This is a genomic window from Curtobacterium sp. VKM Ac-2865, assembly GCF_015350905.1.
Classification (GTDB): Bacteria; Actinomycetota; Actinomycetes; order Actinomycetales; family Microbacteriaceae; genus Curtobacterium.
The window spans coordinates 700,675-722,599 of the sequence record NZ_JADKRZ010000001.1; the positions used below are offsets into that span (position 1 = coordinate 700,675).

The window sequence follows — 21,925 nt, forward strand, 5'->3', positions numbered from 1 at the left end:
TTCCGGGAAGGGAGTCGTGCGAGGTCACGTTGCACCGGGGTGACAGTACGTCCGCGTACCGTTGCTCCCGACGCCGAGCACCGATCCTAGTCCGGCGCCACCACGCACAAGGAGGCCTCCCGATGACCGCACCGGTCGACCCGTCCGACACGTTCCGCGACTACGCCCACCCCGAGCGGCTGGTCTCGACCGCGTGGCTGCAGGACCAGCTCGACGCCGGAGCCGTCGGCACCGCGGACCTCGTGGTGGTGGAGTCCGACGAGGACGTCCTGCTCTACGAGACCGGCCACGTGCCCGGTTCCGTGAAGATCGACTGGCACACGGACCTCAACGACCCGGTGCAGCGCGACTACATCGACGGCGAGGCCTTCGCCCGGCTCGTCGGCGCCAAGGGGATCAGCCGCGACACCACCGTCGTCATCTACGGCGACAAGAACAACTGGTGGGCCGCCTACGCCCTCTGGGTCTTCACGCTCTTCGGCCACCAGGACGTCCGCCTGCTCGACGGCGGGCGCGCGAAGTGGATCGCCGAGGACCGCCCCGTCACGACCGACCGCTCCGCCGTCACCCCTTCCGAGTACCCCGTCGTCGAGCGCGACGACGCCCCGGTCCGCGCGTTCAAGGAGGACGTCCTCGCGCACCTCGGCGAGCCCCTCATCGACGTCCGGAGCGCCCCGGAGTACAGCGGCGACCGCACCACCGCGCCGGACTACCCGGAAGAAGGCGCCCTGCGCGGCGGCCACATCCCCACTGCCGTGAACATCCCCTGGGCCACCGCGGCGGCACCGGACGGCACCTTCAAGTCCCGGGCCGAGCTCGACGCCGTGTACCGCGAGGGCGCCGGCATCGGTGACGCCGACCAGGTCATCGCGTACTGCCGCATCGGGGAGCGCTCGAGCCACACCTGGTTCGTCCTGCAGCACCTGCTCGGGTACGAGAACGTCCGCAACTACGACGGCTCCTGGACCGAGTGGGGCAGCGCCGTCCGCGTCCCGATCGTGCAGGGCACCGAGCCGGGAGCACTGCCGACCCGATGAGCGACACCACCGAGCTCCCCGCCGTCCTCGCCGAGACCCGCGACGACTTCCTCGCGCTGACCCAGGCCGACCGGCTGCAGCTGCTCCTCGAGTTCTCGAACGAGCTGCCCGCGCTGCCGGAGCGCCTGCAGGGCCACGAGGACGAACTCGAGCGCGTCGAGGAGTGCCAGTCCCCCGTGTTCATCCTGGTCACCGTCGGTGAGGACGGCGACGCCCCCGACATGGTCCGCATGCACGCCACCGCCCCGCGTGAGTCGCCGACCACGCGCGGCTTCGCGTCGATCCTGGCGCAGGGCCTGTCCGGCCTGACCGTCGACCAGGTGCTCGCCGTGCCGGCGGACTACCCGCTGACCATCGGGCTGTCCGAGGCGGTCAGCCCCCTGCGCATCCGCGGGATGGTCGGCATGCTCGGACGCGTCCAGCGGCAGGTCCGCGCGGCAGTCGCGTAGACCCGACCCGTTGACGGACTGGAGGCGCGGTGCCAGCTGGCGCCGCGCCTCCCGTCCGTCCTGCGGTCGCGTCTACCGCGCGCTGGCCGCACCGTCCCGCTGGACCACCTCGGTCAGCCACGCGAGGATGCGGGCGTCGAACCAGTCGGCGTCGTGGTTCCAGAGCTTGGTGTGCCGGGCGTCGTGCGCGACCTCGAGCCGGACCAGGTCCGGGCGGGCCTCGGCCAGCGCGTGCGACGCCGAGGACGGCACGAAGCCGTCGTCGTCGCTGTGCAGCAGCAGGATCGGCACGGTGAGCTCGTCGGCGCGCGCGACCATGTCGAGCTCGCGGAGGTCGACCGGCTGCGCGAGCCCGGCCAGGCGGTGCAGCACCGGCGTGCGGAGCACCCGCTGCGCGACCTTCCGGACCACCCGCGGCAGGCGCATCGCGCGGCTCTGGGACTTGAGCACCGCGTGCCAGTCGACGACGGCCGACTCGAGCACGACGCCGTCGACCAGGTGCGCCAGCGGCGACCGCACGAGGGTCTGCAGGACGACCGCGCCGCCCATCGACCAGCCCATCAGCACGACGCTCGTCGCACCGTGGGCGGCGACCCAGCGGAGGGCGGAGTCGACGTCCTCCCACTCGGTGGAGCCGAGGCCGTAGCGCCCGTCGACGCTCTTCGGGGCGACGCCGTCGTTGCGCCACGAGACGAGGAGCACCGAGTAGCCGGCGGCGCGGAAGACCGGCACGGCGCGGATGGTCTCGGCGCGGGTGACGCCACGGCCGTGCACCAGGACGGCCCAGGGCGCGGCGGGGTCGTCGGCGCGGACGACCCACGCGGGCGCGGGACCGTTCGGCGTCGGGACGTCGACGTCCTCGACCGGGACGTCGAGCTCGCCGGGGGTCAGGTAGAACCAGCCGCCCCACCGACCGCGGCGGGCGTCGGTCGGGTCGCCGGCGTCGATCGCGATGATGCGTCGGGTGACGGTGGTCGGCGTCATCGCGACCACGTCGCCGACCCGCATGTGGCCGGTGCCACCGCCGAACCACAGGCTGTAGCGGCCCTGCAGCTCGGTGTCCGGCGTGCGCTCGAGGGTCACGGTGCCGTGGATGCGGTCGACCTCGATGATCGGGACCCGCTCGGTGCGCTTGCGGTCCGGCGTGACGACCATCCGGGCGATCGCGGCGACGAAACCCCCGACGACGGCAGTGCCCACCGCAGCGGCGGCGAGACCGGTCCCGAGGGCGATGAGTCCGGCGGAGCGCGCGGCACCCGGCGCTGGCTCCACGGCGGGTCGCGCGGAACGGGACATGGTCCGGAGCCTAGTCTGCATTCGTGTCCGACACCCATGAGCCCACGGCCGAACCGGAGGCCTTCGCCGGCCTCCGCGCGTTCGTGTCGACGGGTGGGACCCGCAGCGAGACCACGGTGACCGAGATCCCGTCGCCGTCCCGCCTCGCACCCTTCTCGATCGCGCTGGCTGCGGACGTCTCAGGCGTGGAGCACGGGGTCGACTCCGACCTCGGCACCGGACGGTTCATCGCCCTGTACGACCCCGAAGAACCAGCCGGGTGGGCGGGCGCGTTCCGCATCGTGACGTTCGCGCAGGCACCCCTCGAGCCGGAGATCGGCGTCGACGAGTTCGTCGCCGACGTGACGTGGAGCTGGCTCGTGGACGCCCTCGCGGCGAACGGGGCCGAGTACGACCACGCGTCGGGCACCGCAACCAAGATCATCTCCCGCGGCTACGGCGACCTCGCGGCCCAGGGCGACGGCGCGCAGCTCGAGCTCCGGGCCTCGTGGACGCCGCGCGGCACCGACCTCGTCGCGCACGTCGAGGCCTGGGAGGAGATCGTCGCCATGCTCGCAGGACTCCCGCCGTCGTCGGACGGCGTGACGCTCCTCGGCCCCAGGAGGCTCGCCCGTGACTGACCCCGTTGCTCCCCGCCGCGTCCCGATCGACCCGTTCGCCGTGCCGGAGTCGGTGCTGGCGGACAGCTCGGCCACGTCCGTGACGCCGGAGCCTGCCGCCGCAACGGCACCCGCCGACGCAACGGCACCTGCCGCCGCGCCGGCACCCGTCGCCGCGCCGGGCGCCGGTGCGACGAGCGCCGGTGCGCCGCCCGTCGACGCCCCTGCCGCCGATGCCGCCGCCGCCCCGGCCACCGCGGGCCCCGCCCCGGCCGCCGCCGTCGTCCCGTCCTTCGAAGCGACCCACGACGCGGTCAAGGTCATCGAGTCGCGCGAGGACTACCTCGCCGCCGTCGAGCGCATCGCCGCCGGACACGGCCCGGTCGCGGTCGACGCCGAACGCGCCAGCGGCTACCGGTACTCGCAGCGCGCCTACCTCATCCAGGTGTTCCGCCGCGGTGCCGGCGCCTTCCTGTTCGACCCCATCACCATCGGGGACTTCCGCGAGCTGCAGGACGCGATCGTCGACGAGGAGTGGCTCTTCCACGCCGCGTCGCAGGACCTCCCGTGCCTGCGCGAGGTCGGTCTCGTGCCGACGCGCATCTTCGACACCGAGCTCGGCGCGCGCATCGCCGGCTTCCCCCGGGTCGGCCTCGGCGCCGTCGTCGAGCAGCTGCTCGGGATCACGCTCGCGAAGGCCCACTCGGCCGCCGACTGGTCGACCCGTCCGCTGCCGCAGTCGTGGCTCGTGTACGCGTCGCTCGACGTCGAGCTGCTCCCCGACCTCCGCGACGCCCTCGCCGCGACGCTCGACGAGGCCGGCAAGACGCAGATCGCGCAGCAGGAGTTCCACGCCGTGCTGAACCGCGCCCCGAAGCCGCCGAAGGCCGAGCCCTGGCGCCGCCTGTCCGGCATGCACGCGCTCCGTGGGCAGCGCGCCCTCGCCATCGCCCGGTCGCTGTGGGAGGCACGCGACGCCTTCGCCCAGGAGACCGACATCGCCCCGGGCCGCACGATCCCGGACGCGGCCATCGTCGCCGCCGCCGCAGCCGCACCGGAGACCCGCAAGGACCTGTCGGCGGTCAAGGCCTTCACAGGCCGGGCGAGCCGCTCCGAGCTCGACCGCTGGTGGGCCGCCGTCGAGGCCGGACGCACGACCGAGGACCTGCCGAAGCTCCGCGGCCGTGGTGAGCCGACCCTGCCGCCGCCCCGCGCGTGGGCCGACCGCAACCCCGAGGCCGACCGCCGCTACAAGGCCGCACGGGCCGCCGTCGCAGCGCGGGCCGAGGAGCTCGACATCCCGCTCGAGAACCTCCTCACCCCGGACACCCTCCGGACGGTGGCGTGGGAACCGCCCGCGGACGTCTCGCCCGCCGGTGTCGGAGCGGCCCTCGCGGCCCTCGACGCGCGCGACTGGCAGGTCGAGGAGACCGCAGCCCGCATCGCCGAGGCGTTTGTGGCAGCAGGACAGGACGACGGCGGGGCGACTCCCGCCTCGTCGTAGGAACCGACCAACCGACATGCGGCCCCTCAGCCGCGGGGCATAGCGTCGGGTCGTCGCCGGGGTCTGCCCCGGCCAGGGTCGGGACGCACGCGAAAGTCCCGACTCGATCGATGTGGATCTGTGGAGGCCAGCTTGGCAAAGGCATCAGACGTCGTGTTCGTCGACGGCGTTCGGACACCGTTCGGACGCGCCGGGGAGAAGGGGGTGTTCTGGCGGACCCGCGCCGACGACCTCGCCGTGCACGCGATGCGCGGCCTGCTCGACCGGAACAGCTCCCTCGACGGAGCCGCCGTGGACGACGTCGCCGTCGCCGCGACGACGCAGCAGGGCGACCAGGGCCTGACCCTCGGCCGCACGGTGGGCATGCTCGCCGGTCTGCCGAAGTCCGTCCCCGGCTACGCCATCGACCGCATGTGCGCCGGTGCCATGACGAGCGTCACGACCCTCGCGGGCGCCATCGCGTTCGGCGCGGCCGACATCGCGATCGCCGGTGGGGTCGAGCACATGGGACGCCACCCGATGGGCTTCAACGCCGACCCGAACCCGCGCTTCGTCGCGGAGCGCATGGTCTCGAGTGACGCCCTCGTCATGGGTGCAACGGCCGAGCGCCTGCACGACCGCTTCCCCGCCATCACGAAGGACCGCACCGACGCCTTCGCCGTGCAGTCCCAGCAGCGCTACGCCGCCGCCTGGGGCGCCGGCAAGCTGCAGCCGGACGTCGTCCCGGTCGAGGTCAACACCGGAGCGGGCTGGGACATCGTGTCGGCCGACGAGCCGCCGCGCCCCGGCACCACCCTGGAGGCCCTGGCCGCGTTGAAGACGCCGTTCCGGCCCCACGGACGGGTCACCGCCGGCAACGCCGCCGGCCTGAACGACGGCGCGACGATGAGCCTGCTCGCCTCGTCCGCCGGTGCAGCGGAGCACGGCCTGCCGACGAAGATGCGCATGGTCTCGTTCGCCTTCGCCGGCGTCGAGCCCGAGGTGATGGGCGTCGGCCCGGTCCCCGCCACCGACAAGGCGCTGTCGAAGGCCGGTCTGTCGATCGACGACATCGGCCTGTTCGAGATCAACGAGGCCTTCGCCGTGCAGGTGCTCGCCTTCCTCGACAACTACGGCATCGCGCAGGACTCCCCGAACGTCAACGCCTGGGGCGGCGCGATCGCCGTCGGGCACCCGCTGGCGTCGAGCGGCGTCCGCCTGATGAACCAGCTCGCGGCGCAGTTCGCCGAGCGTCCCGACGTCAAGTACGGCATCACCACGATGTGCATCGGGCTCGGCCAGGGCGGGACCGTCATCTGGGAGAACCCCTCGTTCAGCAAGTCCGCGGCACGGAAGGCGGCCTGACCATGACCATCGCCGAGAACGACCAGCTGACCGCCCTGAGTGCGGACGAGGTCGTCACCCACTCGTACGTCAAGCACGTCGCGCTGCCCTCCGGCGGCACGCTCGCGCTCATCACGCTCGACAACGGCAAGGACTACAAGCGTCCCTCGACGCTCGGTCCGCGCACCCTGCGCGAGCTCTCCGACGTGCTCGACACCCTGCGCGCCTCGGCGGCCGCTGGGGACGTCCAGGCCGTCGCCGTGACGGGCAAGGAGTACTGCTTCGCCGCCGGGGCCGACCTGTCCCAGGCGTCGTCGGTGCCCTCGCGCGAGGTCGCCCACGACCTGGCAGCCCTCGGCCACGCCACCCTCCGCAAGTTCTCCGACCTGGGCGTGCCCTCGTTCGCGTTCGTGAACGGCATCGCGCTCGGCGGTGGCCTCGAGGTCGCGCTGCACTGCACGTACCGCGTGTTCTCCTCGGCGGCGCAGGGCATCGGGCTGCCCGAGGTCTTCCTCGGCATCATCCCCGGCTGGGGCGGCGCGACGCTGCTCCCCCGCCTGATCGGCCCCGAGAAGGCGCTCCGCGTCATCGTCGAGAACCCGCTCAAGAACAACCGCCTGATGGACGGTCCGGCAGCGGTCGACCTCGGCATCGGCGACGCCCTCATCCCCTCGGTGACGTTCCTGCCGTCTGCGGTGGCGTGGGCCGACGGTGTCGTGTCCGGTCGCACCAAGGTCGTCCGGAAGAACGAGCCGGGCATGCTCGAGAAGGCCGCCTGGGGCACGGTCGTGAAGGTCGCGCGCTCGCAGGTCACGTCGAAGATCGGCTCGGTGCCGAAGTCCCCGTTCCGTGCGCTCGACCTGGTCGCGGCCGCGAAGTCCGGGTCGCTCGACGAGCGGTTCGCCGGCGAGGACGACGCCCTCGCCGACCTGCTCTCCGGCGACCAGTTCGCCGCGTCGATGTACGCGTTCGACCTCGTGCAGAAGCGGGCCAAGCGTCCGGTCGGTGCCCCAGAGGGCGTCGAGGCGAAGAAGATCACGAAGGTCGGTGTCCTCGGCGCGGGGCTGATGGCGTCGCAGTTCGCGCTGCTGTTCGCCCGACGACTCGGCGTGCCGGTGGTCATCACCGACGTCGACCAGTCACGCGTGGACGCCGGCGTCGCCCGCATCGGGGCGTCGATCGACGAGATGCTCGGCAAGGGACGGCTGTCGCCCGACGACGCCAACCGCGTCCGGGCGCTCGTCAGCGGTTCGGTGTCCTACGACGCCTTCGCGGACGCCGACTGGGTGATCGAGGCCGTGTTCGAGGAGCTCAGCGTCAAGCAGGACGTGTTCCGGAAGATCGAGCAGGTCATCGCCCCCGACGCGATCCTCGCCACGAACACGTCGTCGCTGTCCGTCGACGAGATGGCGTCCGTGCTGCAGCACCCGGAGCGCCTGGTGGGCTTCCACTTCTTCAACCCGGTGGCCGTGATGCCGCTGCTCGAGGTCGTCCGGGCGTCGAAGACCTCCGACGAGGCCCTCGCCACGGCGCTCGCGGTCGCGAAGACCCTGAAGAAGACCGCGATCGTCACGGCCGACCAGCCCGGCTTCGTCGTCAACCGGGTCCTCGCCCGGGTGCTCGGCGAGGCGATGCGCGGCGTCGAGGAGGGCACCTCGTTCGAGACCGTGGCAGAGGGCGCCGCTCCCCTGGGCCTGCCGATGTCCCCGTTCGAGCTGCTCGAGCTCGTCGGCCTGCCGGTCGGCGCCCACGTGCTCGACTCGCACCACGCCGCGTGGCCGGAGCGCTTCTACCCGGGCGACGGCCTCAAGCGGATCGCCGAGCACGGCGCGATCCTGACCCGCGACAAGAAGGGCGCGGTGACCGGGTACGACCCCGCTGCCGTCAAGCTCGTCGCGCCGTCGAAGAAGGACGCCGCCCCGGTCGACGCCTCGACGATGCAGCAGCGCTTCGAGGACGCCCTGGCCGACGAGGTGCACCGCATGCTCGAGGACGGTGTCGTCCAGCACATCGAGGAGATCGACCTCGGGCTCATCCTCGGCGCGGGCTACCCGTTCCAGGCCGGCGGCATCAGCCCGTACCTCGACCGGAGTGGAGCGTCCGAGCGCGTCTTCGGCGGCACGTTCCACGACCCGCGCATCGTCGGCCCCGCGTCCCGCTAGTCGCGGCGACGGGTTCTCCGCCGCATCGCGCCCCGCAACGAACATCGCGCCCCGTCACCAAGGGGCGCGATGTCCGTACGGGGGCGCGATCAGCGCGACTCCGACGGCGCCCGCAACCAGCCCTAGCGGTCCGACGCCGCTGACTCCCGCGACCGGGCCGGCTTCGCCTGGGGCACCTTCGTGCCGACGACCTGGTCGATGACGTCGCGGGCGATCGCCTGCGCCGTGAGTCCGGCGTCCGCCAGGACCTGCGACCGGGTGGCGTGGTCGATGAACTCGTCCGGCAACCCGAGCTCGTTCACCCCGGTGTCGACACCGGCGGCGCGGAGGTCCTGCCGCAGCCGCGTGCCCACACCGCCGACACGGACGCCGTCCTCGATCGTGATGACCAGGCGGTGCGCGCGGGACATGTCGATGAGCGAGGCGGGGATCGGCACGACCCACCGCGGGTCCACGACGGTGACGCCGATGCCCTGGGCCTCGAGCAGTCCGGCGGCTTCGAGCGCGACCGGCACCATCGAGCCGACGGCCACGAACAGGACGTCCTCCGACGCGTCCGACGCGTGCAGCACGTCCACCCCGTCCGAGGTCCGGGACAGCGCGGGGATGTCCGGCCCGACCTGGCCCTTCGACCAGCGCAGCACGGTCGGGGCGTCGTCGATGGCGATGGCCTCGCGGAACTCCTCGCGCAGCGTGGCCGCGTCACGCGGGGCGGCGATGCGGATCCCGGGGACGACCTGCAGCAGCGCGAGGTCCCACACGCCGTGGTGCGACGGGCCGTCGGGCCCGGTGACCCCGGCGCGGTCGAGCACGAACGTCACGCCGGCGCGGTGCAGGGCGACGTCCATCAGGACCTGGTCGAATGCCCGGTTGAGGAACGTGGCGTAGAGGGCGACCACGGGGTGCAGTCCCCCGTACGCCAGGCCGGCGGCGGAGGTGACGGCGTGCTGCTCGGCGATGCCGACGTCGTACACGCGCTCGGGGTGCTGCTCCTGGAACAGGTGCAGGCCGGTCGGGCGGAGCATGGCGGCCGTGATGGCGACGACCCGCGGGTCAGCGGCGCCGACCGCGGCGAGCTCGGCCGCGAACACCGACGTCCACGACGGACCCGACGCGGTGTCGAGCGACTCGCCCGTCTCCGGGTCGATGTGCCCGACGGCGTGGAACTGGTCGGCCTGGTCACGCAGGGCGGGCTCGAAGCCGTGGCCCTTCTCCGTGATGGCGTGCACGATCACGGGCGCGCCGTACTCCTTGGCCTGTCGGAGCGCGGCCTCCATCGCCTGCTGGTCGTGCCCGTTGACCGGCCCGATGTACTTGATGTCGAGGTTCGAGTACAGCGACTCGTTGTTCGTGACGCGCGACAGGAACCCGTGCAGGCCCCCGCGCAGCCCTCGGTACACGGCACGCCCCGGAGCGCCGAAGCGGGCAGCCGCCGCCTGGCTCTTCTCGTAGAGCTCCCGGTACTCACGGCGCGTGCGCACGGAGTTGAGGAAGCGGGCCATGCCACCGATCGTCGGGGCGTACGAGCGCCCGTTGTCGTTGACGACGATCACGAGCCGGCGGTCGTTGTCGTCGGAGATGTTGTTGAGCGCCTCCCACGTCATGCCGCCCGTGAGCGCGCCGTCCCCGACGACGGCCACGACGGTGCGGTCGGACTGGCCGGTCTGCCGGAAGGCACGGGAGATCCCATCCGCCCAGGACAGCGACGAGGAGGCGTGCGAGGACTCCACGATGTCGTGCTCCGACTCGCTCCGCTGCGGGTAGCCGGCGATGCCGCCACGCTCCCGGAGGTGCGAGAAGTCCTGCCGCCCCGTCACGATCTTGTGCACGTAGGACTGGTGCCCGGTGTCGAACACGAACGGGTCGTGCGGCGAGTCGAAGACGCGGTGCATCGCGAGCGTCAGTTCGACGACCCCGAGGTTCGGTCCGAGGTGGCCGCCGGTCTTGGCGACCTCGGCCACGAGGAACTTGCGGATCTCGGCCGACAGTTCGGTCATCTGGGCGTCGGAGAGACGCTTCAGGTCGCGCGGCGACGTGATGCTGGCGAGCAGACTCACGGGCGCTCCTTTCGTGGGGCTGTCGGCCCACTCTATTCGCGGTGACCGACAACGGACGGGAGGCGCGGTGCCAGCTGGTACCGCGCCTCCCGTCCGGTCCTGGTCGCTTCAGCGACCCGTGCCCGACTCGCTCAGACGAGCGACCGGAGCACGTACTGCAGGATGCCGCCGTTGCGGTAGTAGTCGGCCTCGCCGGGGGTGTCGATGCGGACCACGGCGTCGAACTCGACGGTCTGCTTGCCCTCGGGCGAGTGCGCGCTCGGCTCGGCGGTGACGTGCACCGTCTTCGGCGTGCGGCCCTCGTTCAGCTCGGTGAGCCCGGAGATCGAGACGACCTCGGTGCCGTCGAGCCCGAGGGACTCGATCGTCTCGCCCGCCGGGAACTGCAGCGGGACGACGCCCATGCCGATGAGGTTCGAGCGGTGGATGCGCTCGAAGCTCTCGGTGATGACGGCCTTCACGCCGAGCAGGCTCGTGCCCTTGGCCGCCCAGTCGCGCGACGAGCCGGAGCCGTACTCCTTGCCGCCGAACACGACGAGCGGGGTGCCCTGCTCCTGGTAGTGCTGCGAGGCGTCGTAGATGAACGACTGCTCGCCGTCGGCGGTGGTGAAGTCGCGGGTGTAGCCGCCCTCCACGCCGTCGAGGAGCTGGTTGCGCAGGCGGATGTTCGCGAACGTGCCGCGGATCATGACCTCGTGGTTGCCACGACGCGACCCGTAGGAGTTGAAGTCCTTGCGGTCGACCGCGTGCTCGGCGAGGTACTTGCCCGCCGGGCTGTCGGCCTTGATCGAACCGGCCGGCGAGATGTGGTCGGTCGTGACCGAGTCGCCCAGCTTGGCCAGCACGCGGGCGCCGGAGATGTCCGAGACGGCGTCCGGCGTCATGGTCATGCCGTCGAAGTACGGGGGCTTCCGCACGTAGGTCGACTCGGCGTCCCACTCGAAGGTGTCGCCCGTCGGGGTCGGCAGGTTCTTCCAGCGGTCGTCGCCCTCGAACACGGAGCCGTACTCGTGGGTGAACATCGCGGTGTCGATCGACGTGTCGATGACCTGCTGGACCTCGGCCGCGTCGGGCCAGATGTCCGCCAGGTAGACGTCGTTGCCGTCCTGGTCCTGGCCGAGGGCGTCCGTGTCGAAGTCGAAGTGCATCGACCCGGCGAGGGCGTACGCGATGACCAGCGGCGGGCTCGCCAGGTAGTTCATCTTCACGTCGGGGTTGATGCGTCCCTCGAAGTTGCGGTTGCCCGAGAGCACCGCGGTGACGGCGAGGTCGTTGTCCTGCACGGCCTGCGAGATCTCCTCGGGCAGCGGGCCCGAGTTGCCGATGCAGGTGGTGCAGCCGTAGCCGACCGTGTAGAAGCCGAGCTGCTCGAGGTAGGTCGTGAGACCGGCCTTCTCGTAGTAGTCCGTGACGACCTTGGAGCCCGGCGCCAGGGTGGTCTTCACCCACGGCTTGGCGGTGAGGCCCTTGTTCGCGGCGTTCCGCGCGAGGATGCCGGCGGCCATCATGACCGACGGGTTCGACGTGTTCGTGCACGACGTGATCGCGGCGATCGCGACGGCGCCGTGGTCGATCGTGAACGGGGCACCGTCCGCGATCGCGACCGACGTGGGCTTCGAGACCGAGCCGGGCGCGCTGGATGCGTGCGCCGGGACCTCGGACGCCGGGGCGTCCTGCAGGTCGTCGACCGCGTGCTCGTCACCGGGGGCGGCGGCGACCGGGTCGGACGCCGGGAAGGTGTCCGCGACGGCCTTGTCCTCTTCGGTGTGGTCGATGCTCGCGTAGTTGGCGAGGTCGACCTCGAACTGGTCCTTCGCCTTGGAGAGCTCGATGCGGTCCTGCGGGCGCTTCGGGCCGGAGATCGAGGGCACCACCGTGGAGAGGTCGAGCTCCATGTACTCCGAGTAGGCGGGCTCGACAGAGGCGTCGTGCCACAGGCCCTGCTCCTTGGAGTAGGCCTCGACGAGGGAGATCTGGGCCTCGTCGCGGCCGGTCAGGCGGAGGTAGTCGAGCGTGACGTCGTCGACCGGGAAGATGGCGGCCGTCGAGCCGAACTCGGGGCTCATGTTGCCGATGGTGGCGCGGTTCGCGAGCGGCACGGCGCTGACGCCCTCGCCGTAGAACTCGACGAACTTGCCCACGACACCGTGCTTGCGGAGCTGCTGCGTGATGGTCAGCACCACGTCGGTCGCGGTCACGCCCGCCGGGATCTCACCGGAGAGCTTGAAGCCGACGACCTTCGGGATGAGCATCGACACCGGCTGGCCGAGCATCGCTGCCTCGGCCTCGATGCCGCCGACGCCCCAGCCGAGCACGCCGAGGCCGTTGACCATCGTCGTGTGCGAGTCGGTGCCGACGAGGGTGTCCGGGTAGGCGTAGATCTCGCCGTCGAAGTCACGCGTGTAGGTGACCTTCGCCAGGTACTCGATGTTGACCTGGTGGACGATGCCGGTCCCCGGGGGGACGACCTTGAAGTCCTCGAACGCCGTCTGGCCCCAGCGGAGGAACTGGTAGCGCTCACCGTTCCGCTCGTACTCGAGGTCGGTGTTGCGCTGCAGGGAGTCCGCGCTGCCGAAGAGGTCAGCGATGACGGAGTGGTCGATGACCATCTCGGCCGGCGACAGCGGGTTGATCTTGTTCGGGTCCCCGCCGATGTCGGCCATCGCCTCGCGCATGGTGGCGAGGTCGACGATGCACGGCACACCGGTGAAGTCCTGCATGACCACGCGGGCCGGGGAGAACTGGATCTCGGTGTCCGGGTCCGCCTCGGGACGCCAGGAGCCGAGCGAGCGGATCTGGTCCGCCGTGACGTTCTTGCCGTCCTCGGTGCGGAGGAGGTTCTCGAGCAGCACCTTGAGGCTGTACGGGAGCTTCTCGTGTCCGGGGACGGAGTCGATCCGGTGGATCGCGTAGTCGACACCCCCAACCGAGAGCGTGTCCTTCGAGCCGAAGCTGTTGACTGCAGCCACTGTGCCGCCTCCTGAGTTGATCGATCGTGCCCTCGTCCTCGTGGGCCGTCCCACCAGCACGGTAGACCTTCGCCGCCGGGTGCGATGCCCCCGCGGAGATGTCTTGATGTCGAGAGAACTCTACACGGCAGCCTGGTCCGGCTCGCGCCTGAACACCGTGCGGGTGAGCAGCCACGTCACCCAGAGCATCGCCGCGTAGAGCGGGACACCCGTGATGAGCTTGATGCCGGCGAGCAGTTCGACCTGCGCCGTCAGGTAGAGCGGGATCTCGATGACCAGCCGGAGCGTGAACAGTCCGACCCAGAGCCAGGTGGCGACCGTCAGCACGCGGCGCTTGCCCGGGTCGGCACGCCAGTCGGTGCCCGTGCCGTCCTCGTCCTGCGGCAGGAGCAGCCCGACGATGAGCCCGATGAGCGGCCGGCGGATCGCGAGCGTCGCGAGGAGCCCGACCAGGCACACCAGGTTGATGAGGATCCCGGGGATGAAGTTGCTCTCCGCCTTGCCGGTGATGAGTGCCAGACCGGCCGAGATCGCCACGCCGAGGATGCCGGCGAACGACATCGCCAGGGACTGCCGCTGGGCCAGCCGGAGCACGACGAACACGAGCCCGACGAGGACGGGGATCACGACGCTCGGGACGAGCTCCTTCGTGATCGCGTAGACGATCAGGAACGCGAAGCCCGGCAGCACCGACTCGGCGAGGCCTCGCACGCCACCGACGGCGGTCACCAGGGCGCGGCCGGAGGGGGCCTCTCCCGGTGCCACCTGGCCGATGCCCGCGTTCCGGACGGCGTCGCGGAGCTGCGCGTTCAGCGACAGCGGCTCGGCACGCTCGTCGGCGAAGCGGTCGTCAGCGGAGCGGTCGTCAGCGGCCGGGGTGGTCGCGTCAGCAGACGCGGCCCCCTCGGGGTCAGCAGGGTCGAGACGGTCCGGCACCGGGCCTCCTGGTCGTCAGATCGCCGACTGCGTCGACTTCGGCATGTGCAGCGGGATCAGGTCGCGCGGCGGCATCGGCGTGGTGCCGCGCACCACGACGACGCTGCGGAAGAGCTCTTCGATCTCCTCGGCGTCCTCGGGCGAGTCGGCGGCCTTGCCGGCGATCACGCCACGCAGGAACCAGCGGGGTCCGTCGACGCCGATGAAGCGGGCCGGACGGGCGCCGGCGACGCCGCCGTCCCCGTCGACGACGACCGGGACGCTGGCGCGGAGCTCGGGGCCGAACGGGCCGTCGACCTCGGTGACGGTGCCGCCCTGGCGCTCGATCTGGTCGGCGATCTGCGCGCGGATCTCGTGCCAGAGGCCGGTGGACCGCGGTGCGGCGAACGGCTGGACCTGGAGCGTGGAGTCGTCGTAGTCGAGCCCGACCGCGACGACGCGTTGCGAGCCCTCCTCGACCTCGAGGCGGAGGTGCAGGCCCTCGCGCGGCAGGATCTTCACGCCGCCCAGGTCGACGTACGGCCGGACCGGGTTGGCCTCGGTCTCGTCGAGCGGGCCCGACTCCTCGCGGTCGTCCGGGGCGGACTTGCCGGTCGGCGCGACGGCGTCGACCTCGTCGAGTCCGGCGTCGGCCTCCACCGCGATGTCGACCTCCGGGGAGGTCTCCGCGACCTCGGCGTCGTCGGCGACCGCAGCGGCCACCTCGACCTCGTCACGCTTGCGTCGGCCGATCCTCATCGCTGCGTTCCTTCCGTCTGGTTCAGGTCTGTCTCAGCGCCGGCTGCGGCGCTCGTGCTGTGGTTCGTCTGCGCGCCAGGGTCGGCGCTCGTGCCACCGTAGCCCGAGGAGCCGAAGCCGCCGAGGCCACGGACGCTGTCGGGGAGCTCGTCGACCCGCGTGAACACGACCGGGGGCACCGGCATGACGATCATCTGCGCGATGCGGTCGCCCACGTGGACCTCGTACGGCTCGGTCTGGTCGGTGTTGAGCAGCGCGACCTTGATCTCGCCGCGGTAGCCGGAGTCGACCGTGCCGGGCGAGTTCACGATCGTGATGCCGTGCTTGGCCGCGAGACCACTGCGGGGCACCACGAAGGCCGCGTGGCCGTCGGGCAGGGCGATCGAGACGCCCGTGCCGACCAGGCGGCGCGCACCGGGAGCGAGCACGAAGGCCTCGGTCGAGACGAGGTCGGCGCCGGCATCACCGGGGTGGGCGTGGACGGGAGCGTTCTCCCCGGTCCAGAGCACGTCGACAGGTTCGGTCACGTGACGAGGGTAGTGCAGCCCGTGACCGTTCCGTGACCTCAGCTGAGTCGTGGTCGAATGGTCTCGTGACCCTGTACCGCGAACGTCTCTGGGCGCCGCCGAGCCTGTACCTGGCGACGGCGCTCGTCATCCCCGCGAGCCTGCTCGTGTTCCTGCCGATCAGCATCGTGACGGGGATCATCGTCGCCGCGGCCATGGAGGTCGGCGTGCTCGTGCTCCTGTGGGCCGTCGCACCCGTCATCGAGGTGACGGACACCGAGTTCCGCGCCGGACGGGCACACCTGCCGCGTGCGGCCGTCGGCGAGGTCGTGCCGTTCCACGGGGCCGAGGCCACGACGCAGCGCGGGCCGAAGCTGGACGCCCGGGCGTGGACGCTCTTCCGGGGGTACGTCCGGCCCGTCGTGCGCGTCGAGGTCCGCGACGACGCCGACCCCACGCCGTACTGGCTCGTCAGCGTGCGGGACCCGGACAAGGTCGTCGACGCCCTGCGGTCCTGACCCGCGCCCGCCGCACCCCCGTGGGACGCCCCCGCGGTGCGCCCCCGGACATGACGAACGGCCCACGCCCCCGAGGGGACGTGGGCCGTTCGACGTTCGCGTGCGTGCCCTAGAGCGCGGCGCACTCCGCGCAGACCGGGCCGAGCTTCGACTCGTGGTCGAGCTGCGACCGGTGCTTCACGAGGAAGCACTCGACGCAGGTGAACTCGTCCACCTGCGGGGGCAGCACGACGACGTCGAGGTCGACGTCGCTGAGGTCCTGTCCGGCGAGTTCGAAGCTGCCGGGGTTGTCGGAGTCGTCGTCGACGACTCCGGACATCTTGTCGGGCACGCGCTCCTTGAGGGCCTCGATCGACTCCGAATCGGAGTTGTCGTCGGTCTTCCGGGGGGCGTCGTAATCGGTGGCCATGCCCATCCATTTCTCGTATCGAGAGGTCGTCGCCGGAGATCGGCGGCGACAGTATCCAACACGTGCCGCCTCGATGCAAACTGAGCGGTCAGCGGCTCGTCTGGGCGTGCAACCCGGCACGTGCTCCGGCCATTCCCGCAGGCCGGGACCGATCTGGCGACACCCCGGCGGCACGCCCGTGCGCCTCCCCGGGATCGGGCCTCCACCGCTGCATACTTCCCGGGTACGACGCAGACCGTACGCAACTGCTCGGAAGGCGGAACCATGCAAGACGTCAGAGTCATCGGAGTGGAGTCCGGGGCGCTCCTGCTCGCGACCGACGGCGGCAGCGAGTTCCGGTTGCCCGTCACCTCGGCGCTGCCGGGGCAGGTCCGGCAGGCGAACCCCGACGGCATGCCGCAGAAGCGCGTGTCCCCGAAGGACGTCCAGGCCCGGATCCGCAGCGGTGCCGACCCGGCCGACGTCGCCTCGGCGCTCGACGTCGACGTCGAGTACGTCCGTCGCTTCGAGGGCCCCGTCCTCGCCGAGCGCGCCTTCATGCTCGACGCCGCCCGCCGCGTGCCGGTGACGCCGTCCGACGACGCAGCACCCGACGTGTTCGGCGACGCCATCACGGCCCGCCTGGAGTCCGGCGAGGCCACCGGCGTCACCTGGTCGAGCTGGAAGCACGTGGAGAACGGCTGGCAGGTGCAGGTCCGCTACACCGCGGGCGAGGTCGAGCACGACGCCCAGTGGTCGTTCGACCCGAAGACCTCGACGCTGACGCCCGACACGAGCGACGCACATCGGCTCTCGCACACCGAGGACGAGGGGCTCGCGCCCCGCCTCCGTGCGGTCGAGTACGAGCAGCAGGACACCGACGGCACCCGCTTCGACTCCGGCGCCTTCCGCGTCGACGAGCCCGACGAAGCCGTCACCAACCCCGAGGTCCCCGAGCGTGCCCCGCTCCGCGCACCGCTCCCCCGCATCGGCACCGCGCAGATCGAGGAGCGTCCTCCGGGCAACGAGACCGCCGACCTGCTCGAGGCGCTCCGGCGTCGCCGCGGTGAGCGCGAGTCCGTGACGTTCGCCGACCAGCAGCAGGACGAGCAGCGCGGCGCGGTCAGCGTGGTGGACATCCCGCTGCACGGCTTCACCGACACGAACGACACGGCCCCACAGCCGGACGGCCGCCCGTCCTCGGCCCCGGAGTCCGAGGGCCGCCAGGACCGCAAGAAGCGCAGCCGCCGCTCGATGCCGAGCTGGGACGAGATCGTGTTCGGCACGCGTCCCGACGACGAGGTCTGAACCCACACCACCACGGCCGGGAGGCCCGGAGCAGCCCGCCACGCACGTCGAGTGGCGGGCTGCTCGCGTCCAGGGCCCGGTGCGGGTCGTGCGCGCGAGCTCAGCTCGCGAACGCCCCGGCGAGGCGCAGCGGCACGAGCAGCTCGTCGTCGGTCATCGCCCCGTGCTGGCCGATCATCCGCTTCGGCACCGCACCGGGCTTCAGCGCCCGGTCGTCGTTGAACGCCCACGTGCTCCGCGCCACCACGACCACGTCGCCGATGCGCGGCAGCACGTCGTCGGACACCGCGCCGAACCAACCCGCCGCGATCGCCTCGTCGCGGCTGGCGACGTACGCCCGCTTGCCGTAGGTGCTGCGCCAGGCCTCGACCAGCGCGGGCACGTCCGTCCCCGGGGCGACGGTGAGCTGGCGGCAGCGCGGGTCCCCCGCGACGCCGACGACGTCCTCGAGCAGGTCGGGGTCGATGGCGATGTTCGCGTCCTCCGGCACGTCGAGGATGCCGTGGTCCGCCGTGACGAGGACCCCGACGTCGCGGGCCACGCCGACGGCCAGGCGGGCCAGCTCCCCGTCGAGCGACTCCAGCGCCGCGGTCCACCGGTCGGACTGCCAGCCGTGCTTGTGCGCGATCGAGTCGAGCTCCGGGACGTAGAGGTACACGAGCGCCGCGCCGGTGAGCGTGGCCGCGACCGCCGCGTCGACCCGCTGCGCGACGGTGTCGGCGGGGACGTACCGGGCGCCGCTGAGGACGTTCGCGGTCATGCCCGACGACTCGTACCGTGCCGGACCGACGACCACGGGGTCGACGCCGACGGCCGGTGCCTCGGTGAACAGGGTGGGCGTGCGGAGCCACCCGGCGGGCACCTCGTCGTCCCACCCGCTCAGCAGGTTCACGACCGCTCCGGTGTCCGGGCTCCAGCCGCTGTAGCCGACCACGCCGTGGGTGCCGGGCGAGCGACCGGTCGTCAGGGTCGAGAGCGCCGCGGCGGTCGTCGTCGGGAAGCCGCTGCGCAGGCGCTTCCGGGAGCCCGTCAGGAACCGGGCGTGCCCGGCACGCGCGCCGAGCGCGTTGGCCCCCAGGCCGTCGACCAGGACGACGACCGCGGAACGGGCGGGACGGAGGGCGATCCGGGCCTCCAGGCCGTGTGTGCGCAACCACGTGTCGTCCGCAGCGCCGAGCGCCACGAGGCAACTCGGCAGCACGTCGGCGAGGTTCGCGGTGGCGTCGGGGGCCGTCGGTAGGCTCAGTGTCACCCTCCGATCCTCCCAGAAAGGTCCCATGGCACGCACGGACACAGTCGGTCTCCCCGACGGTGAGCGCATCGAGGACGTCGACGTCTCCGAGGAGATGCAGGGCTCGTTCCTCGAGTACGCGTACTCGGTCATCTACTCGCGTGCCCTGCCGGACGCCCGCGACGGCCTGAAGCCCGTGCAGCGCCGCATCCTGTACCAGATGTCGGAGATGGGCCTGCGGCCGGACCGCGGCCACGTGAAGAGCGCCCGCGTCACCGGCGAGGTGATGGGCAAGCTGCACCCGCACGGCGACGGCGCCATCTACGACGCCCTGGTGCGCATGGCGCAGTCGTTCACGATGCGCGTGCCCCTGGTGGACGGCCACGGCAACTTCGGGTCGCTCGACGACGGCCCCGCCGCGGCCCGGTACACCGAGGCCCGGCTCGCCGAACCCTCGATGGCGATGACGGAGAACCTCGGCGAGGACGTCGTCGACTTCGTCCCCAACTACGACAACCAGATCATGCAGCCGGGCGTGCTGCCCGCCGCGTTCCCGAACCTGCTGGTGAACGGCGCGTCCGGCATCGCCGTGGGCATGGCGACGAACATGGCCCCCCACAACCTCGGTGAGGTGGTCGAGGCCGCCAAGCACCTGCTGATGCACCCGAAGGCGTCACTCGAGGAACTCATGGAGTACGTGCCGGGTCCCGACCTGCCCTCCGGCGGCACGATCGTCGGGCTGTCCGGCGTGCGCGACGCCTACGCCACCGGCCGCGGCACCTTCCGCACCCGGTCGAAGGTCAGCGTCGAGACCCTGTCGCCGCGCAAGACCGGCCTGGTCGTCACCGAGCTGCCCTACCTGGTCGGCCCCGAGCGCGTGATCGAGAAGATCAAGGACGGCGTCCAGGCCAAGAAGCTCGTCGGCATCTCCGACGTGAACGACCTGACCGACCGCAACCACGGGCTGCGGCTCGTCATCGGCATCAAGTCCGGGTTCAACCCCGCGGCCGTGCTCGAGCAGCTCTACAAGCACACCCCGCTCGAAGAGGGCTTCGGCATCAACAACGTCGCCCTGGTCAACGGGTCCCCGCGCACGCTCGGGCTCCGCGAGCTGCTCGACGTCTACGTGCAGCACCGCATCGCCGTCGTCACCCGGCGCTCCGAGTACCGAATGGCGCGCCGACGCGAACGCCTGCACCTGGTCGAGGGCCTGCTCATCGCGATCCTCGACATCGACGAGGTCATCCAGGTCATCCGCACGTCGGACGACTCCGAGGCCGCACGCAGCCGTCTGCGGGACGTGTTCGACCTGTCCGAGGTGCAGGCCGAGTACATCCTCGAACTGCGGCTCCGCCGGCTCACGAAGTTCTCCCGGATGGAGCTCGAGGGCGAGCGGGACCAGCTCCTCGCCGACATCGCCGCGCTCGAGGAGCTGCTCGCCTCCGACGACCGTCTGCGCGCTCAGGTCGCGCTGGAGCTCACCGAGGTGTCGGACAAGTTCGCCACGCCGCGCCGGACCCTGCTGACCGAGGCCGATGCCCCTGTTCGCGGGGGCAAGAAGGCCGTGGTCGACCCCGAGGACCTCCAGGTCGCCGACGCCCCGTGCCGAGTCCTGCTGTCGACCACCGGGCGGCTCGTCCGGGTCGACGTCCCCACCGCCGAACTCGGGGTCGTGCGGGTGCCGAAGCGCTCCAAGCACGACGCCGTCATGTCCAGCGTGCTCAGCACCGTCCGCGGGCAGGTCGGGGCCCTCACCTCGACCGGCCGCATCGTGCGGTTCTCCCCCGTCGACGTGCCGTCGGTCCCGCCCGCTGCCGTCCGGCTCGACGCCGGCGTGCGGGTGCACGAGTACCTCGGCATCCCCCGCGGCGAGGCCGTCGTCGCCGTGGTCGACCTCAGCGCCGCGTCCGAGCACTCGCTCGCGATCGGCACCGCGCAGGGCGTCGTGAAGCGGGTCGTCCCCGGGGCCTGGCCGGACAAGCCCGACTTCGTGGCCATCGGGTTGAAGCCCGGCGACCAGGTCGTCGGCGCCACCCAGTCGGCCGAGTCGGACGACCTCGTGTTCATCACCTCGAACGCGCAGCTGCTCCGGTTCGGGGCGGCCGCCGTCCGTGCGCAGGGTCTGCCCGCCGGCGGGGTCGCTGGCGTGGCGCTGTCCTCCGGTGCCTCGGTGATCTGGTTCGGCGCCGTCACGCCGACCGAGGACGCCGTCGTCGCCACCGTCTCCACGTCTTCGTCCGCCCTGCCCGGCACGGACACCGGACGCGCCAAGGTCTCGTCACTGTCGGAGTTCCCCGCGAAGGGCCGTGCGACCCAGGGTGTGCGGGCTCACGCGTTCCTCAAGGGCGAGGACGGCCTGACCGTCGCGTGGTCCGGCATCGCGCCGCCGCACGCGGTCGGGACGGACGGCGCTGCCCGGACGCTGCCGGACTGGATGTCGAAGCGCGACGGGTCGGGCAGCCCGCTCGACGACGTCGTGGCGTCGATCGGCGGCAGCGCGGCGACGCTCGACGGCACGCGCGGCGAGGCGTAGCGCGCGCCACCGCCGCACGCGGCCGAGTCTCGGCCCCGCGGACACAACTCGCGCTCCGACCGCTCGAAAGTGTCCGCCCAGCCGAGACTCGGTCCTGCCCCGGCGGCGGCGCGGCGACGAGGCCTAGCGCGACGCTCGCGCCGCGCGAGGCTCGGGTCTCGTGCACTCCGACCGAGACGCCCCCGTCTCGCGTCGAGACACCCCCGTCTGGCCGAGACGCCTCGGAGTGGCTGAGACGCCGCCAGTTTCGACGGCGTCTCGATGACTCCGGGGCGTTCCGCACAGACGGGGGTGTCTCACGGGGCCTCAGCGGCTGTCCCGAGCACGAGACACCGGCGTCTCGTGCAGACGGGGGCGTCTCACCTGGTCAG

Annotated in this window: 17 protein-coding genes; 9 read left to right on the forward strand and 8 right to left on the reverse strand. The window is 71.9% G+C overall.

Annotation, left to right across the window (positions count from 1 at the left end; translation table 11 throughout):
* Window positions 1–122 precede the first annotated feature (122 nt).
* Together ITJ54_RS03380 and ITJ54_RS03385 are read left to right on the forward strand one after the other, a co-directional pair.
* On the forward strand, window positions 123–1,037 hold the full coding sequence (locus ITJ54_RS03380) for a sulfurtransferase (protein ID WP_194625873.1): 915 nt from the start codon (window positions 123–125) through the stop codon (window positions 1,035–1,037).
* Window positions 1,034–1,486 carry a SufE family protein gene (locus ITJ54_RS03385; RefSeq protein WP_194625874.1) on the forward strand — a complete coding sequence of 151 codons (453 nt, stop codon included), beginning with the start codon at window positions 1,034–1,036 and terminating at the stop codon, window positions 1,484–1,486. The genes ITJ54_RS03380 and ITJ54_RS03385 overlap by 4 nt, the downstream gene beginning before the upstream one ends.
* Window positions 1,487–1,558: 72 nt before the next feature.
* On the opposite strand, the gene ITJ54_RS03390 is transcribed toward ITJ54_RS03385, so the two are convergent.
* Window positions 1,559–2,782 carry an alpha/beta hydrolase family protein gene (locus ITJ54_RS03390; RefSeq protein ID WP_194625875.1) on the reverse strand — a complete coding sequence of 408 codons (1,224 nt, stop codon included), beginning with the start codon at window positions 2,780–2,782 and terminating at the stop codon, window positions 1,559–1,561.
* A gap of 23 nt (window positions 2,783–2,805) precedes the next feature.
* Between ITJ54_RS03390 and ITJ54_RS03395 the strand changes: the two genes are divergently transcribed.
* The 4 genes from ITJ54_RS03395 to ITJ54_RS03410 all read left to right on the forward strand — a co-directional run bounded on the left by ITJ54_RS03395 (window position 2,806) and on the right by ITJ54_RS03410 (window position 8,370).
* The gene (locus ITJ54_RS03395) at window positions 2,806–3,402 is read left to right on the forward strand and encodes a DUF3000 domain-containing protein (protein WP_194625876.1); all 597 of its coding nucleotides are present in this window, start codon (window positions 2,806–2,808) and stop codon (window positions 3,400–3,402) included.
* Window positions 3,403–3,703: 301 nt separating this feature from the next.
* The gene (locus tag ITJ54_RS03400) at window positions 3,704–4,885 is read left to right on the forward strand and encodes an HRDC domain-containing protein (protein ID WP_194626215.1); all 1,182 of its coding nucleotides are present in this window, start codon (window positions 3,704–3,706) and stop codon (window positions 4,883–4,885) included.
* 132 nt (window positions 4,886–5,017) lie between these two features.
* A complete protein-coding gene (locus tag ITJ54_RS03405; RefSeq protein WP_071276467.1) occupies window positions 5,018–6,229 on the forward strand; it encodes a thiolase family protein in 1,212 nt (403 codons plus the stop codon).
* 2 nt (window positions 6,230–6,231) lie between these two features.
* A complete protein-coding gene (locus ITJ54_RS03410; RefSeq protein WP_194625877.1) occupies window positions 6,232–8,370 on the forward strand; it encodes a 3-hydroxyacyl-CoA dehydrogenase NAD-binding domain-containing protein in 2,139 nt (712 codons plus the stop codon).
* A gap of 122 nt (window positions 8,371–8,492) precedes the next feature.
* Here ITJ54_RS03410 and dxs read toward each other — a convergent pair whose 3' ends face one another.
* The 5 genes from dxs to dut form a co-directional block, all read right to left on the reverse strand.
* Window positions 8,493–10,427, reverse strand: a complete 1,935-nt coding sequence (gene dxs, locus ITJ54_RS03415; RefSeq protein ID WP_194625878.1) for a 1-deoxy-D-xylulose-5-phosphate synthase — start codon at window positions 10,425–10,427, stop codon at window positions 8,493–8,495.
* Window positions 10,428–10,558: 131 nt separating this feature from the next.
* Entirely contained in the window at window positions 10,559–13,396 is a 2,838-nt protein-coding gene (locus ITJ54_RS03420) for an aconitate hydratase (protein ID WP_194625879.1), read from the reverse strand.
* A gap of 120 nt (window positions 13,397–13,516) precedes the next feature.
* Entirely contained in the window at window positions 13,517–14,332 is an 816-nt protein-coding gene (locus ITJ54_RS03425; RefSeq protein ID WP_323741580.1) for a DUF3159 domain-containing protein, read from the reverse strand.
* Between the two features lie 15 nt (window positions 14,333–14,347).
* On the reverse strand, window positions 14,348–15,070 hold the full coding sequence (locus tag ITJ54_RS03430; protein WP_194625880.1) for a DUF3710 domain-containing protein: 723 nt from the start codon (window positions 15,068–15,070) through the stop codon (window positions 14,348–14,350).
* Window positions 15,067–15,597 carry a dUTP diphosphatase gene (gene dut, locus ITJ54_RS03435; RefSeq protein ID WP_194625881.1) on the reverse strand — a complete coding sequence of 177 codons (531 nt, stop codon included), beginning with the start codon at window positions 15,595–15,597 and terminating at the stop codon, window positions 15,067–15,069. Before dut ends, ITJ54_RS03430 begins: the two co-directional genes overlap by 4 nt.
* Window positions 15,598–15,662: 65 nt before the next feature.
* Between dut and ITJ54_RS03440 the strand changes: the two genes are divergently transcribed.
* A complete protein-coding gene (locus ITJ54_RS03440) occupies window positions 15,663–16,094 on the forward strand; it encodes a DUF3093 domain-containing protein (RefSeq protein ID WP_194625882.1) in 432 nt (143 codons plus the stop codon).
* A gap of 109 nt (window positions 16,095–16,203) precedes the next feature.
* On the opposite strand, the gene ITJ54_RS03445 is transcribed toward ITJ54_RS03440, so the two are convergent.
* Window positions 16,204–16,503, reverse strand: a complete 300-nt coding sequence (locus ITJ54_RS03445; RefSeq protein WP_031263038.1) for a DUF4193 domain-containing protein — start codon at window positions 16,501–16,503, stop codon at window positions 16,204–16,206.
* Window positions 16,504–16,767: 264 nt separating this feature from the next.
* Here ITJ54_RS03445 and sepH point away from each other — a divergent pair, with 264 nt between their 5' ends.
* Complete coding sequence (gene sepH, locus ITJ54_RS03450) at window positions 16,768–17,790, forward strand: septation protein SepH (RefSeq protein WP_194625883.1); 1,023 nt, start codon at window positions 16,768–16,770, stop codon at window positions 17,788–17,790.
* Window positions 17,791–17,890: 100 nt separating this feature from the next.
* On the opposite strand, the gene ITJ54_RS03455 is transcribed toward sepH, so the two are convergent.
* On the reverse strand, window positions 17,891–19,042 hold the full coding sequence (locus tag ITJ54_RS03455) for a nucleotide pyrophosphatase/phosphodiesterase family protein (protein WP_323741581.1): 1,152 nt from the start codon (window positions 19,040–19,042) through the stop codon (window positions 17,891–17,893).
* Window positions 19,043–19,067: 25 nt separating this feature from the next.
* On the opposite strand from ITJ54_RS03455, the gene ITJ54_RS03460 reads away from it, so the two are divergent.
* Entirely contained in the window at window positions 19,068–21,554 is a 2,487-nt protein-coding gene (locus tag ITJ54_RS03460; protein ID WP_194625885.1) for a DNA gyrase/topoisomerase IV subunit A, read from the forward strand.
* Window positions 21,555–21,925 lie beyond the last annotated feature (371 nt).